This is a genomic window from Citrobacter sp. RHB36-C18 (genome assembly GCF_013814485.1).
In the GTDB taxonomy this organism is placed as follows: Bacteria; Pseudomonadota; Gammaproteobacteria; order Enterobacterales; family Enterobacteriaceae; genus Citrobacter; species Citrobacter braakii.
The window spans coordinates 2,072,731-2,088,155 of sequence record NZ_CP057125.1 but is presented as its reverse complement, the minus strand read 5'-3'; the positions used below and the strand labels follow the sequence as shown (position 1 = coordinate 2,088,155).

The following is a 15,425-nucleotide window of genomic DNA, read 5'->3' as shown; positions in this document are numbered from 1 at the left end:
TAGCCCTATTACTGACAATAATGATAATTGATATTCTGACTGTAGAGAAAATAAGTCTGAATTATCAGAAGGTTTATCATGAAAATACTCATTGCAGGCGCGACCGGAAGTATTGGTCTTCATGTCGTGAATACCGCTATCGAAATGGGTCATCAGCCCGTGGCGCTGGTCAGAAATAAACGGAAAGTAAAATTACTTCCGCGTGGAACGGATGTTTTTTACGGCGATGTTTCAATGCCTGAAACACTTACCGATTTGCCGAAAGATATTGATGCCATCATCTTCACTCTCGGTTCCGATGGCCAGGGGCGTATTGGCGCCAGAGCGATAGATTACGGCGGTGTGCGTAACATTTTACGACTCTTCAGGGATAAACCTGTACGCATCGGTTTAATGACCACGATTGGCGTGACTGAACGACTCAGTACCTGGAATCAACGCACTGAGGTTCATGACTGGAAAAGACGTGCCGAACGTCTGGTCAGAGCGAGTGGTCACCCGTATACCATCGTCAGACCCGGCTGGTTTGATTACAACAATGATGATGAACACAGAATCGTTTTGCTCCAGGGGGATCGTCGCCATGCAGGAACACCAGAAGATGGTGTGATATCAAGGCAGCAAATCGCCCAGATTCTGGTCAGTGCCCTGACTATCGAGGCGGCAAAAAATAAAACGTTTGAGCTGGTGGCCGAACGAGGCGAAGCACCGCGGGATCTTACTCCACTGTTTGCAGACCTGCAGGCTGATGATCCACAAAAAAATGATGGCGTTTTAGATATAGACAATATGCCTCTGTGTGAAGAACCTGAGTGCATTATTAACGAGCTGAACCGCACGGGGTTGCTGAAATCTATAAATAAATCATAAGCATCTCGACAAGGCTGTATCATCGCCCTCTTATAATGCGCGTTAATTTATGTTCACAACAGAAGACATCATCGATAAGATAACCCGAGCGATTGATTTAAACTTACACAAATCGCTGAAGGTAAGTTTAGCGTATCGATGATCAGGCATGCTTCAGCCAGTTCCGGAATATTTGCGCTTGCAGTATTCCCTGAAAATCAATCAGCCCTGAGCAACCAAGTTTCTTGATCAGATTCTGCCTGGCCTGGTAAATGGTTTTTAAGTGTAGATTTAACATGGCAGATATCTCAAAAACAGTTCGCCCCTCCCCTAGCTGCGTTAAAATATATTTATCTCGCGCAGTCAAGGAGATATTGAGTTCCGATTGATGCTCGTGCTTTCCACCAGCACGAGTAATATCAATAATAAATTGCTTGATTGAGGCAACATCGCTATCTACTGGCAGTCTGTAAAGTGAGATGTCATTGAGATACTGATACAGATGGCCATCAATCAGCAGCACCAGGCGATATGTATTCAGATCGTAATTTTGCTTTTTTACCGCGTCAAAGTGATTAGCGGTGAAGAAAACAAGTCGCGCCTTGTCATCTTCAAAAACGATATCTGCAAGGATATTCTTTAACCCTTGCCTGATATAGATATCATCAATCCATAAAACTGCGTTTCCAGCATGTTCCTGCATGATGTTCATCATTATGACCTCAACGAAAAATCACCATTGACCTCACCGGGCTGCGAAGTTTTATCGAGTTGAAGATGTGCCAGAATCTGTGAATAGAGATCGGTCAGTATCACATTCTTCTCATTCTTCAACTGCGTGCTGAATGCCTGAATAAGAACATCATTACTGATACAACCCTGTTTTAACATGACATTACGCTCTATATCCTTATACAAAGCGCAGCGGAAAATAAAATCTTCCGGAATTGAATTAGCCATATCAACTCCATAATATGCAGTCATAAAAATAAGAGGATGCTATGTATAGTCTTAATCCAAACAGCGAAGCGACAGAACTTACATCATACAATAATTGTGCTGTGTATTTATATTAATGTGCTATCTCATTAGACGTCATCAGCCGTATAACGTAACACTATTTCCAGGGTTTTTCTGATAATGTCTGCCTTGACAACGTCAGTTGTTGACTCCAGAGAACTAATCAGGCTTAAAATGATGTTTTTATTATTAACATTATCACCTGCCAGAATTACATTTGTCACCGCCTGCCCCAATACCACTGACTCATCTGCTAATAGTTCACCTGCATTATGGAAGTAACTTGATAAAGCTTTATCCGTCATTACACTGTGGACATTAATTTCATGAAGCATGGTAACCTCGCTTGTATAGTCTGGAGAATTATCTTTAATGTAATTTAGGGTTTTTGCTGGCACTGAAAGCACTCTCATCTCTCGTTTTTTCCGGTTTTCTGTTTATCTTCCCCGGATTAACATTTGTAAAATCATTGATAACGCTGTCAATTAATTGTTTACGTGTACCATCCATTTCACTGGCATGCATAAGCCGCAATTGCTTAATCAGTGCAGCTAACGAAACGTCTTTATGCATTCGCAAAATTTCTAGCACAGCCAAACCTGTAATTTCATGTTTCAAGCGTTCACTGTCAGGTTTCTTCATAACTCCTTCACTACTTACCCATTATCATAGTAGGGCTTTATTTTATTCGAAAAGCAGGCCGATTAACGCATTGTAATGTTTCTGTTCATTCTCACCTGATGCATTTTCAAGACGGTGCAGAAGTTTGGTACACAGTGATTTGCGACTGAGATTGCGCCCATCTTTTAGTATCTCAGTCACGATTTCGCCCAACGTTTCCTGTTGGGTTGGCAGATGCGCTTTAGCAAAGTAACGAGAAATCGCGCTTGCAGAATCAGTGCGAACGGTATGCTGCTGCATGGAGTGCTCCTGTAACAAAATGCTGGTGAATATTAAGTTTTATAACAGTAGCAAAGCTGTACCGAAAATGTGTACAACATAGCACGCTAATTTTTAGCAAAAAATGCTAAATTAATTAAATCATGTAATTACGATAGTTTATATCTATATGAAATCCAATTTCTTTGTACAAATCACTTTGTGTTATCAATGAAATTGATCTGTATTAGCCCGCTTGCTTGTAAAGACAAAGTTAGAATTATGTATTAAAATCAGGGCGTAACTTGGTTTGTCTGATACTGACCAGACCTCTTCTCCTTCCTTGATCCCGGACTGTCCATGCTCACGACCATTATTTACCGTAGCCATCTACGTGAAGACACCCCTCTCAAAGCGCTTGAGGATATGGTGACAGCCGCAAATATCAAAAACAGGCGATCAGATGTTACGGGGATCTTACTCTTTAACGGCCATCACTTTTTCCAACTGCTTGAAGGCCCAGAGGAGCAGGTAAAAGAGATCTATCGTTGTATTTGTAACGACCCCCGGCACCACAATATCGTTGAACTGATGTGTGATTACGCGCCTGCGAGAAGATTCGGAAATGTAGGGATGGAGTTATTTGATTTACAAAAACATGAACGGAATGACGTCCTGCAAGCTGTACTCAATAAGGGTACGTCCAAATTTCAGCTCACGTATGATGACAGAGCATTACAGTTTTTCCGCACATTTGTCCTCGCCACGGAAAAATCGAGCTATTTTGAAATACCTGCGCCTGATTACTGGAGTTTTATAACCGACAATACCTGTACCATCCTGGATGAAAGCACACTCCCGTCAGATACAGATTTCAGCTTTGCTTTTCAACCAATTATCGATCCTATGTCACAGCGCGTCATTGCGCTTGAAGCCCTTATTCGCGGTAAAGACGGTGAAACGCCCGCAACGTATTTTGACAAATTCAAACCTGAAGATGTGTATACCGCGGATCTGCAGAGCAAAAAGACTGCATTTGCAATGGCAAGCGCACTGGGTCTTAATCACAAAATGCTGTCGGTTAATCTGTTACCCATGACCCTGGTAAACAGACCCGATGCAGTCAGCTTTCTTATAAACGAAATCGCGGCGCATGGACTGGTGCCTGAACAAATCATTGTAGAGTTTACCGAAAGTGAAGTTATTTCGCGTTTTGATACGTTCGCGCAGGCCGTGAAGTCACTCAAGGCTGCGGGAATATGTGTGGCGATAGATCATTTCGGGGCAGGTTTTGCCGGGCTTCAGCTTTTGTCTCGCTTTCAACCGGACCGAATTAAGATAAGCCGCGAACTCATCACTGATGTGCATAAAAGTGGACCACGGCAGGCCATCATTCAGGCCATAATCAAATGCTGCGCTTCACTGGAGATAATGATTTCTGCGGTCGGCGTCGAAAAACCTGAAGAGTGGATGTGGCTTGAATCCGCGGGTATTGAGATCTTTCAGGGTAACCTGTTTGCAAGAGCCTGCCTGAATGGTACTCCGTCTGTCGCTTGGCCAGAGAAAAAATGATTTCTCAGCGTTATAATAATTAACGTATTGTTATTACACAATAATCCCGCCACCTCTTTTATGCTGAACATAAAAATTCAGCATTTACTCCCTACGTGATAGTAAAGTAAATCTTAATTTTGCTAGAATCCTATGTATGTTTTGTACAATTTGATGCATGTTGTACAAAGTAGCAGGAACCGCATATCGGTGACGGAGAATCATGAGTGTCTGGGGGAATTATGGCTTATTACAGCATTGGGGATGTCGCAGAACGTTGCGGGATAAATCCTGTCACCCTTCGGGCATGGCAACGACGTTACGGTTTACTCAAACCTCAACGCAGCGAAGGTGGCCACCGACTCTTTGATGAAGAGGATATTCAACGTATTGAAGAAATAAAACGTTGGATTAGCAGTGGCACACCCGTTGGCAAAGTTAAAGCATTGCTGGAAACCAGTACTCGTGAAACTGACGACGACTGGAATCAATTGCAAGAAGAGATGATGGGCATTCTTCGTATGGCGTATCCCCCGAAGCTGCGAGCCAAAATTATCGCACTCGGTCGCGCCTACCCCGTAGATGCGTTGATTGATCGCGTTTATCTTCCTGTGCGTCAGCGGTTGATACTTGACCATAATACATCCCGCATCATGAACAGTATGCTTGATGGCGCATTGATTGAATATGTAGCAACCCTGCTGTCTGAAACGCGCCGCAAATCAGGGAAAGATGCCATCCTGATGGCCTGGGATGTTGAAGACCGAACCCGTTTATGGCTCGAAGCCTGGCGTTTATCGCAATCGGGCTGGCATATTGCCGTGCTTGCTGAACCCATTGAATCGCCAAGACCTGAACTTTTCCCCGGGCAAACGCTTTTTGTCTGGACTGGTATTACGCCAACCCGCAGACAAAATGAACTTCTACAACACTGGAACGAACAAGGTTATAAAGTCATTTTTCACAGCCCGTAACCAACATGTATCGCAGTAATGAGCTGAGTGAGATAAATCTTACTAATTCTCATTTTTTGGGTGGTTATTTTGAATGCCATCCAATGAATCTGTGTTCACCACCAGCCTGACTTAATACCCGCAGTAGCATAAAAACAAAACAATATACTCACCCGTGGGTATTATTTTTTTGCAAACGACATCACCTTTTTCCTAAGTAAAATTTATTAGATCAACTGGCGCACGCCTAATACTTATTCTAGGGTTAAACCATGTCTTCTTGTACCACATTATTGTTTATTGTTTTTCTAAAGTAATAAATGTGGTTATTTGAAAAAGGTAAAGGATATGGCTCTAGTCTTAGACAAACGCTTAATTCTTTGTTGCTGCGCCTTTTCCATTATTCCCGTGGCAAATGCAGCAACCGTTAACGGAACATTTCAGGTACTGATGACGATTCAAAAGGCCTGTACCGTGACTGCCGGTTCGGCTTCAAATATCACGCTTGGGCCGGTGAATACCACGGCAACAAATACCAATGCAAGCAACACGATTTCGATTAATTGCTCAAAAACCACGCCCTATTTTATCGGCCTGGCGCCGTCGGCCGCCAATGGGGGGACGACGACGGGCTCAGGCGCCATGTCCTCCGTGGCTAACGCTGCCACCAATACCGATAAAGTGCCCTACCAGCTAAATCGAACATCAGCAACAGGTCCGGTGTGGGGGAACACCGCCACCGACACCGCGCCTGGAAACGGCGTAGCGGCGACGGGGACCGGGCTGGTGCAAACGTTTACGGTTTATGCCACCGCACCGAGCGCCAACTTCACTCCTGACGACTATGCCGACACGGTAACGGTTAACGTTAACTACTAACTTCAGGAAGCCACATGAGAGTAAAACTGCCTGTTCAGCAGTGTGCCTGCGCATGCCTGTTAGGGATGGTTGCGAGCCTCACCCCTGCTGCCGCCAGCGGGCTGCAAATCGCCCCGGTCACGTTAACTTTGCTCGCGACGCAAAATGCCGATGGTATCTGGCTTAGTAATGCGGGTGAAAACGCGCTCAATGCCCAGGTTCGGGTTTTTCGCTGGAGCCAGAGCGCTTACGGCGACAAACTTTCCCCCTCTCAGGGGCTGGTCATTAGCCCGCCGATGCTGGCATTAGCCCCCGGAGAACGTCAGTTGATTCGCGTTATTCGGACCGGCCCACCTTCGGCACATGCTGAAGACGCTTATCGGTTATCGATAGATGAGTTACCGCCTGCAAAAGTAGAAAAAAATAAGCTTCAGTTTGTGCTGCATTATTCCGTCCCCGTTTTCATTCAACCAACATCAGCGGCGCAAACGCAGGCAAAATTGCAATGGAAATTACAACAGCTTGATGGCAAAAAATTTATTGAAGTGAGTAACCAGGGAAATGGGCATGCACAATTATCTGCTGCAACATTTATAAGCCCTGACGGTGCTAAAAAAGTTATTACGCCCGGACTGTTAGGCTACGTTTTACCCGGCTCAACAATGCGCTGGATAGTCTCCCCGTCGGCCAGTAATACTCATGATGGCGGGAAAGTTGAAGTCACAATCAATGGCCAAAAAACAGTACAAGATCTGTAACAGATCCTGGCTTCTGGTGAAATATTGCTTTCTCAATGGAGTATTAATATCGGGAATGGTTTGCGCACAAACGCTGAATAATAACCAGAACGAAGATGGTGTTATTAATGGCGCAGCGCAGCTCGTGGGGGTCAATTTGTATCTCGACGTCACCTTAAATGGGAATCCCGTTGGGCTGGTGCATTTGGGTTACGATAATGGAAAGCTCTATGCTGGGGCAGATACCCTGCGAAAAATGGGCTTTCGCTTTGCGCCTGACGCCACTCACGCCGTCTGCCTGAACGATATCCCCGAGCTAACGATTGACTATAACGTTCAGTTGCAAACGCTTTCGCTTACTGCGCCACTCAGTTCACTCGATCTTGCGACCACGCAGCTTAACTCCCCCGTAGAGACCGCGCCGACGGCGACAACATCACGCGGAGGGCTGCTCAATTACGATATCTATACCCAACAGGGGGATGAAAGCGCAATAAATACCTTCAGCGAACTACGCGCTTTCAATGCTGCAGGCGTGCTCAGCACCACCCAGTTGACGCAGTATTCCACCGAGGAAAATGCGGATAACAGCGTTGAGCGACTCGATACCAGCTGGCGTACGTCATTTCCCGAAACGATGCTGGCGGTAACCGTTGGCGATACCCTGACCAGTTCACTTATCTGGTCCCGGCCGACGCGTATCGGCGGCATTCAGATAGGAACCGATTTTGGTTTGCGGCCCTATATGCCAACCACCCCGCTCCCTGCATATCTTGGCTCCGCGACGTTGCCGTCAAACGTTGAGCTGTACGTCGACGGCGTCAGGTACTACAACGGAGAAGTCCCCGCGGGTAGCTTTCAGATCAACACAATGCCGAACATCAGCGGCGCGGGAACGGGTCAGGTAATGATGACGGATGCGCTGGGCAGAACGAGCGTACAAAATTTTTCGTTCTACAACGATCAGCAACTCCTGCGGGAAGGATTAACTGCCTGGTCTGCAGAACTGGGTACAGTGCGCGAAAACTATGGTTACTCCTCTTTTGATTATGCCAGCGCACCGGTACTGAGCAGTACATGGCGTCGGGGGTTTAGCAATACGTTCACCGCCGGGACTCACGCTGAAACCAGCGATGGACTGATTAACGCGGGCTTCAGTAACGACTGGATCCCAGGCACCCGCAGCGGCACGTTTTCGACCTCAGTTGCCGCAAGTTCCGACTCAGGAAAGAACGGTTTTCTGTACAGTTTTGGTTATCGTTGGTCCGGCGAACGGTTTAATTTCAGTACCAGTACGACGGCCACTTCCGGCGATTATCGTGATGTCGCCACCCATTATGGCGAGCCGCCACCGACGCTTAACAGCAATACGGTCATTGGCTATTCGCTGGAAGCTGCCGGTAATGTCAGCCTGAGTTACCTGCAGTTTCGTTATCCGCACGAAAATGCGGTGCGCTACGCCAACGCCATCTGGTTCAAATCGATTACCGACAACATTTCACTGAATGCCGGATTCAACCAAAACATCGACGATAACCGCGATCGCAGTCTCTATTTGATGGTGACAATGACCACTGATAATAATCTAAGTGCCAGCAGCACCCTACAACACACCAATGATGAGACCGGCTACCAGCTCAACGCCAGCCTGACGCCTCCTGCCGACGGCGGCTGGGGCTGGAATCTGGCCGCCAGTCAGCAGGCTTCCCGGCAAAGCGGTCAGGGAGAAGTGGGATATCTGGGGCGTTATGGTAAAGCGTACGCGGGATTCAGCCGTTTACCGGATAACCATTACGGCTACGCAGGCGCCACCGGATCGCTTGTTACCATGGGAGGCGGCCTGTTTGCAGCACGTGAAATCAACAATGGCTTTGCCGTCGTATCAACTGACGGCGTTCCTGACGTCCCGATTAAATTACAAAATAACCTGATTGGTCGCAGCGACGACCAGGGGCTATTGCTGGTCACGCCGCTGAACAGTTATCAAAAAAACCTGATCAGTATTGACCCAATGGATCTCCCCGCCAATATGCGGATCGCGCGCGTTGAGGCGAATGCAACGCCTGCCGATCGTTCCGGTACATTGGTTAGCTTTGGCATTACCCCGGTACGCGCTGCGCAGGTCATCCTCGTCGACAATCAGGGTAAACCCATTCCCGAAGGCAGCATGGCATACGCTATCAACGAAACAGGACAATCGTCTGTCGTTGGTTTTGATGGGATGACCTGGTTCGACACGCTGGAACAGCACAACGCGCTACGCGTTGAGACAGACACCGGCAGTTGTCGCGTGCAATTTGACTATCCCGCTTCCGCAAAAGGGATTGTGCAAATAGGTCCACTGGTTTGCCGGCCACACTAACAGGAGTGCGCTCATGAGGTTAAGGCATCTGTTACTCATCGCAGCCGTACTCTTTTGTCCGGCGATTAGCCATGCCGTAACCTGTTCGGTGAGTAATGTGCAACCCATAAATTTGGGCTCAGTCAATCCGCTGTCTGCAACAGGCGCAACGTCATCAATGACGTTCAACTACACCTGCACCAAAGAGCTTGGCGACGCGCTGGCAGGGATCAACCTCTGTTTTAATATTGGCGCCTCAGCCGTCAGTGGCCAGGTGACACCTCGAAATATGTCATTAAACGGAACACCTGCCAGAACGCTGGCATACCAGCTTTACCAGGATGCCGGACACACCAAAGTCTGGGGGAGTCAGTATCAGTCGGGAACAACTTTTCCAATGGTACAGCTTAACCTGCTGAATCTGACGCCAGTGACGGGCTCACTCACGGTATCAGCGCAGATTGTCACGCCACAAACCTCAGCGGTCCCCGGAAGCTATCAGGATAGCTATACGGCGGCGACAGCCCTTGTCACCCTCAATCCTGGATTGCTTTTCCCGCCGACCACCTGTGGCGATACCGTTGCCGCCAGACTTCCCTTCACCGTATCGGCGACGGTCAGCAAACAGTGCAATATCACCTCTGCAACCAATATTAGCTTTGCGCCCGCCGGGGCGACCGGGCGTAACCTAACGGCTTCAAATACCGTGGGCGTAGCATGTTCCAATAACACGCCTTACACCATCGGACTTCAGCCCTCTAACGGCAATACGGCAGGCAGCGGCGTGATGGCCGGCACGGGGTCAAATACGGACAAGGTCCCCTACCAGCTTAGCTCGACGCCGGGGCCGTCCGGTACGGTTTGGGGCAATTCATCGCTCAATACCGTCGCGGGCAACGGTACGGGAACCACCACCACCTACCCGGTTTACGCCACCGTTCCCAGCGCGAACTACACGCCTGACAATTATGCTGATACCGTTACCATCGCCGTGACCTACTGACCCCAGCTTAATCGCAATAAAGCAAATACATTTTATTATCATATTATTTACTTTTAGAGGTGCGTCATAAATCTGACAAATTGCGATTTTTATAAATCATGCATATTAAATTATCCAGTCAGCAAAATAACCGAAATATCCGCACAATCAAAGAATAACTATTCACTTCTCAGCTAAAGCCCACACGCTTCATGCCGATAAACCGTGTTAGCCGGACAGGCCATTCCATGAAATAAATGTTAAATTTAGGTTCATATGGTGTGATTCACTGTATACCACGGCCAAATTAAGAACATATTACTTTTATAACTAAGGTTTATCATGGATAAGTTATCTTACGCTTCAGATAGCAGCACATCTGCCTGGAATACCTACCTGCAACAAATCGAGCGTGTGGCCCCTTACCTGGGCGAACTTTCCCATTGGGTGGATACCCTGCGCCACCCAAAACGCGCGCTGATTGTCGATATCCCGGTGCAGATGGATGACGGTACTATCCGTCATTTTGAAGGGTATCGCGTGCAACATAACCTCTCCCGCGGGCCAGGCAAAGGCGGTGTGCGTTATCATCCTGATGTTGATCTTAATGAAGTGATGGCCCTGTCCGCATGGATGACCATCAAATGCGCAGCGTTGAACCTGCCGTACGGCGGTGCGAAAGGTGGCGTGCGCGTCGATCCGTTCTCGCTTTCCGAAGGTGAACTGGAGCGTTTAACCCGCCGTTATACCAGCGAAATCGGCATTATCATCGGGCCGCAGAAAGACATTCCTGCGCCGGATGTGGGGACTAACGGAAAAGTAATGGCCTGGATGATGGATACCTACTCCATGAACCACGGCACCACCGTGACCAGCGTGGTCACCGGTAAACCTATTCACCTCGGCGGCTCGTTAGGCCGTGATAAAGCCACCGGTCGTGGTGTTTTCGTCAGCGGTCTGGAAGTGGCGCGTCGTGCCAACATCGACGTTGAAGGCGCTCGCGTAGCGGTGCAAGGTTTTGGTAACGTCGGCAGCGAAGCCGCCCGCCTGTTCGCGGCAGCAGGAGCACGCGTGGTCGCGATTCAGGATCACACCGCAACGCTGTTTAACTCAACGGGTATCGACATGGCCGCGTTGTCTGCCTGGCAACTGGAGCACAAACAGATTGCCGGTTTTCCGGGCGCTGAAACCATTGCCAGCGAAGCCTTCTGGAGCCTGGAGATGGATATTCTGATCCCGGCCGCGCTCGAAGGCCAGATCACCCGTCACCGCGCGGAAACGCTTACCTGTAAACTGGTACTCGAAGGCGCTAACGGCCCAACCTATCCGGATGCCGACGACGTTCTGGCAAGCCGCGGTATCGTGGTTGTCCCAGACGTTGTTTGTAACGCCGGCGGCGTAACCGTCAGCTACTTCGAATGGGTTCAGGACATGGCTAGCTTCTTCTGGAGCGAAGAAGAGATTAACAATCGCATGGACAAAATAATGACCGATGCGATGGTACACGTGTGGGAAAAAGCGGCAGAGAAATCCTGCTCACTGCGTACGGCAGCCTACATTGTTGCCTGCGAACGCATTCTGTTGGCACGTAAAGATCGCGGAATTTATCCGGGCTAACGCCGAAATCGACCTTGCCTACAAACCACCTGCTCTGCAGGTGGTTTGTTTTCCCTAAACACCCGTGAATCAGCTTCCCGGCCAAATACGGCCCAACCTCTCATTTTCGCTGTTTTATGCACCATGACGTTCCAATACGGAACATTATTATGTTGCTACGTTTCGTATTGAAACGCCCATTACAGCAATTTTCTTTTGCCAACCCGTGTGCAAAATTACCTTATCGGCAGCGAGCAGTCGCCGTGGCGTTGTATAACCCGATACCCTACATCAGATGCCTGCCCGAATCTGGCAGCCATCCAGGACTGTCTGCGGAGCATAAATAATGAAAAAATTGATTAACCGTGTTGAAGACGTACTGACTGAACAACTCGCCGGACTGGCGAAAGCGTATCCTTCCCTGGCACTGCATCAGGATCCGGTATATGTCACCCGCGCAGATGCGCCGGTAATGGGCAAAGTGGCGCTGCTTTCCGGCGGCGGCAGCGGACACGAGCCTATGCACTGCGGCTATATTGGTCAGGGCATGCTCTCTGGTGCCTGCCCGGGTGAAATTTTTACCTCACCCACGCCGGATAAAATGTTCGAATGCGCCATGCAAATTGATGGCGGCGAAGGCGTACTGCTGATCATCAAAAATTACACCGGCGATATTCTTAATTTCGAAACCGCCACCGAGCTGTTGCATGAAAGCGGCGTCAAAGTCACCACCATGGTAGTGGATGACGACGTGGCGGTGAAAGACAGTCTGTATACCGCCGGTCGTCGTGGTGTGGCGAATACCGTATTGATCGAAAAACTGGTCGGCGCTGCCGCCGAACGCGGTGACTCACTGGAAGTCTGTGCGGCGCTGGGTCGTAAACTGAATAACCAGGGCCACTCCATTGGGATAGCCATTGGCGCCTGTACCGTTCCGGCCGCCGGACAACCGTCGTTCACGTTGCAGGATAACGAAATGGAGTTTGGCGTGGGTATCCACGGGGAACCGGGCATTGACCGCCGCACCTTCACTTCCCTCGATCAGACCGTTGATGAAATGTTCGATACCCTGCTGGAAAACGGCAACTACAGCCGTACGCTCCGCCACTGGGACAACGTTCAGGGCGCGTGGCAGGAAGGCAAAGAAAGCAAACGCGCGTTGCAAAGCGGCGATCGCGTCATTGCGCTGGTCAATAATCTCGGTGCGACGCCGCTGTCAGAACTCTTCGGCGTGTATAACCGCCTCGAAAGCCGTTGCCAGGACGCCGGCATCGTCATTGAGCGCAATCTGATCGGTTCTTACTGTACCTCTCTGGATATGACCGGCTTCTCAATCACCCTGTTACAGGTGGATGACGACACGCTGAGCTTATGGGATGCACCGGTTCACACCCCTGCTCTCAACTGGGGTAAATAAGGAGATACATGATGTCCCTCAACAGAACACAAATTGTTAACTGGCTCTATCGCTGCGGTGAGATCTTCACCACCGAAAGTGATTTTCTCACCGGTCTTGATCGGGAAATTGGTGATGCCGACCACGGTCTGAACATGCACCGCGGCTTTAGCAAAGTCGTCGAAAAGCTGCCGTCCATCGCCGATAAAGACATTGGTTTTATTTTGAAAAACACCGGCATGGTGCTGCTCTCAAGCGTCGGGGGGGCCAGCGGTCCACTGTTTGGTACCTTTTTTATCCGCGCCGCCCAGGTGACCCAGGCTCATCAAAGCCTGACGCTTGAGGAGTTGTATCAAATGATTCGTGATGGCGCAGAAGGTGTGATTAGCCGCGGTAAAGCTGAACCTGGCGACAAAACCATGTGCGATGTCTGGCTGCCGGTAGTGGAATCTTTACGCCAATCCTGCGAGCAAAAGCTGAGCGTACAGGCGGCGCTGGAAGCGGCAAGCCAACAAGCGGAAGCAGCAGCGCAAAGCACCATCACCATGCAGGCCCGCAAAGGCCGCGCCAGCTATCTCGGTGAGCGCAGCATTGGGCATCAGGATCCCGGCGCAACGTCCGTAATGTTTATGATGCAAATGCTGGCTCAGGCGTCCAGAGAGTAAGGATAAAGCGATGGTAAACCTGGTTATTGTTTCTCACAGCGCCCAGTTGGGCGAAGGCGTCGGCGCGCTAGCCCGGCAGATGTTAATGGGTGATGGATGCAAAATCGCTATTGCCGCAGGCATTGACGATCCTGAGAATCCGATTGGTACCGATCCTATCAAGGTGATGGAAGCCATTGAGTCCGTGGCCGATACGGATCACGTGCTGGTGATGATGGATATCGGTAGTGCGCTACTGAGTGCGGAAACCGCGCTGGAACTGCTCGATCCGGCCATTGCCGCCAAAGTACGTTTGTGCGCCGCGCCGCTGGTCGAAGGCACGCTCGCCGCAACGGTTAGCGCTGCCGCAGGTGCTGACATCGAGCGGGTCATCTGTGATGCCATGAATGCCCTCGACGCCAAATGTGAGCAACTGGGTTTACCTTCGCCATCTGCAGCAAAGCCGACATCTGCCGAATTCGCGCCCGATGCAGATGCTCATTCAGTGGCCATTGTGGTGAAAAACCCAAACGGCATTCATGTGCGTCCGGCTTCACGGCTGGTTTCCGCGCTGTCTGGCTTTAACGCCGATATGTGGCTGGAGAAAAATGGCAAGTGCGTCGTCCCTGATAGCCTGAATCAGATTGCCCTGCTGCAGGTACGCTGTAACGACACGCTGCGCCTGATTGCCAAGGGCGAACAGGCAGAGGATGCACTGGCCGCATTCAAACAGCTGGCGGCTGAGAATTTTGGTGAATCGCTCGAGCCCGCGCATGCTGATACCGTGGTGACGAAGGTTCCCTCACAGGTCACGGGGACGGCATTCTGTTACACACCGTTCTCACCACAGGTAAGCCAGCAGCCTGTAGCCTCACTCCAGATTGAGCAGCAACGGTTACGGGTCGCTATCCAAAGCACGCTGAACGACTTAAGCGAGCTAACCGCGCTTGCAGAAGAGAGATATTCCGCAGATATCGCCGCTATTTTCTCCGGTCACCACACGCTGTTGGACGATCCGGATCTGTTCGATATGGCTTGTGATCTAATGCGTGAAACGCAGTGCAGCGCGGCCTGGGCCTGGCATCAGGTGCTGAGCGATCTCAGCCAGCAGTATTTACAGCTCGACGATCCTTACCTGCAGGCGCGATACATCGATATTGAAGATTTGTTGTCTCGTTCACTGCAGTATTTAACGGGAGAGACTGCACAAATTCCCGCGTTCATCCGCCCCACTATTTTGGTCGCGGAGGTCATCTATCCATCTACGGTGCTGCAACTCGATCCGAAGACCATCAAAGGCATCTGCCTGCGGGACGGGAGCGAAGCGTCCCACCCGGCGATTATCGCCCGTGCAATGGGGTTATGTTGGTTATGTCAGCAAGGCGAGGCCATCGAGAGTATCACGATGGGTGATACCCTGACCCTTGACAGCGTGGCCCAGCGGATAACCCGCGCGGACTGATGTCGGTTGCACGCCCTTTGCCGACAAAGGGTGTGCATCTTTTCGATTCGCGTCGGGAAATGTCTGTTTATTCGCAAAATGGGGCGTCGATCACGCGCAACGGTCGATCCTGAACTAAGGTTTTCTCATGGTAAATGCCGCTGCTTCGGCACACCCT

General features: G+C 49.8%; 16 protein-coding genes. 11 read left to right on the top strand and 5 right to left on the bottom strand.

Annotated elements, in window-relative coordinates:
• Positions 1 to 78: 78 nt before the first annotated feature.
• Positions 79 to 870: an SDR family oxidoreductase gene (locus HVZ52_RS09915; RefSeq protein ID WP_181599185.1), complete on the top strand. Its 792-nt coding sequence runs from the start codon at positions 79 to 81 to the stop codon at positions 868 to 870.
• 142 nt (positions 871 to 1,012) lie between these two features.
• Here HVZ52_RS09915 and HVZ52_RS09910 read toward each other — a convergent pair whose 3' ends face one another.
• The 5 genes from HVZ52_RS09910 to ycgZ form a co-directional block, all read right to left on the bottom strand.
• Entirely contained in the window at positions 1,013 to 1,564 is a 552-nt protein-coding gene (locus HVZ52_RS09910; RefSeq protein ID WP_047358277.1) for a LuxR C-terminal-related transcriptional regulator, read from the bottom strand.
• A complete protein-coding gene (locus tag HVZ52_RS09905) occupies positions 1,564 to 1,809 on the bottom strand; it encodes a hypothetical protein (RefSeq protein ID WP_016156767.1) in 246 nt (81 codons plus the stop codon). The genes HVZ52_RS09910 and HVZ52_RS09905 overlap by 1 nt, the downstream gene beginning before the upstream one ends.
• 128 nt (positions 1,810 to 1,937) lie before the next feature.
• A complete protein-coding gene (locus HVZ52_RS09900; protein ID WP_016153343.1) occupies positions 1,938 to 2,204 on the bottom strand; it encodes a biofilm development regulator YmgB/AriR family protein in 267 nt (88 codons plus the stop codon).
• 34 nt (positions 2,205 to 2,238) lie between these two features.
• Entirely contained in the window at positions 2,239 to 2,511 is a 273-nt protein-coding gene (locus tag HVZ52_RS09895) for a hypothetical protein (RefSeq protein WP_053390184.1), read from the bottom strand.
• Positions 2,512 to 2,553: 42 nt separating this feature from the next.
• The gene (ycgZ, locus tag HVZ52_RS09890; protein WP_016153345.1) at positions 2,554 to 2,790 is read right to left on the bottom strand and encodes a regulatory protein YcgZ; all 237 of its coding nucleotides are present in this window, start codon (positions 2,788 to 2,790) and stop codon (positions 2,554 to 2,556) included.
• 318 nt (positions 2,791 to 3,108) lie between these two features.
• Here ycgZ and HVZ52_RS09885 point away from each other — a divergent pair, with 318 nt between their 5' ends.
• The 10 genes from HVZ52_RS09885 (at position 3,109) to dhaM (ending at position 15,268) form a co-directional block, all read left to right on the top strand.
• Positions 3,109 to 4,320: a diguanylate phosphodiesterase gene (locus HVZ52_RS09885; RefSeq protein ID WP_101700537.1), complete on the top strand. Its 1,212-nt coding sequence runs from the start codon at positions 3,109 to 3,111 to the stop codon at positions 4,318 to 4,320.
• 221 nt (positions 4,321 to 4,541) lie between these two features.
• On the top strand, positions 4,542 to 5,273 hold the full coding sequence (locus tag HVZ52_RS09880; RefSeq protein ID WP_032931597.1) for a MerR family transcriptional regulator: 732 nt from the start codon (positions 4,542 to 4,544) through the stop codon (positions 5,271 to 5,273).
• Positions 5,274 to 5,600: 327 nt separating this feature from the next.
• A complete protein-coding gene (locus HVZ52_RS09875) occupies positions 5,601 to 6,131 on the top strand; it encodes a spore coat protein U domain-containing protein (protein ID WP_016153348.1) in 531 nt (176 codons plus the stop codon).
• A 14-nt stretch (positions 6,132 to 6,145) separates the two neighbouring features.
• Positions 6,146 to 6,868 carry a molecular chaperone gene (locus HVZ52_RS09870; protein WP_016156769.1) on the top strand — a complete coding sequence of 241 codons (723 nt, stop codon included), beginning with the start codon at positions 6,146 to 6,148 and terminating at the stop codon, positions 6,866 to 6,868.
• Positions 6,869 to 6,923: 55 nt separating this feature from the next.
• On the top strand, positions 6,924 to 9,209 hold the full coding sequence (locus HVZ52_RS09865; protein WP_181599184.1) for a fimbria/pilus outer membrane usher protein: 2,286 nt from the start codon (positions 6,924 to 6,926) through the stop codon (positions 9,207 to 9,209).
• Between the two features lie 13 nt (positions 9,210 to 9,222).
• Positions 9,223 to 10,191 carry a spore coat protein U domain-containing protein gene (locus HVZ52_RS09860; protein WP_016153351.1) on the top strand — a complete coding sequence of 323 codons (969 nt, stop codon included), beginning with the start codon at positions 9,223 to 9,225 and terminating at the stop codon, positions 10,189 to 10,191.
• 321 nt (positions 10,192 to 10,512) lie between these two features.
• Complete coding sequence (locus HVZ52_RS09855; RefSeq protein ID WP_016153352.1) at positions 10,513 to 11,787, top strand: Glu/Leu/Phe/Val dehydrogenase; 1,275 nt, start codon at positions 10,513 to 10,515, stop codon at positions 11,785 to 11,787.
• Between the two features lie 325 nt (positions 11,788 to 12,112).
• Positions 12,113 to 13,183, top strand: a complete 1,071-nt coding sequence (gene dhaK, locus HVZ52_RS09850) for a dihydroxyacetone kinase subunit DhaK (protein WP_016153353.1) — start codon at positions 12,113 to 12,115, stop codon at positions 13,181 to 13,183.
• Positions 13,184 to 13,194: 11 nt separating this feature from the next.
• Positions 13,195 to 13,827 (top strand): dihydroxyacetone kinase subunit DhaL, encoded by a 633-nt coding sequence (dhaL, locus tag HVZ52_RS09845; RefSeq protein WP_016153354.1) that lies wholly within the window; start codon positions 13,195 to 13,197, stop codon positions 13,825 to 13,827.
• 10 nt (positions 13,828 to 13,837) lie between these two features.
• On the top strand, positions 13,838 to 15,268 hold the full coding sequence (gene dhaM, locus HVZ52_RS09840) for a dihydroxyacetone kinase phosphoryl donor subunit DhaM (protein ID WP_016156772.1): 1,431 nt from the start codon (positions 13,838 to 13,840) through the stop codon (positions 15,266 to 15,268).
• The last annotated feature ends 157 nt before the right edge of the window (positions 15,269 to 15,425 follow it).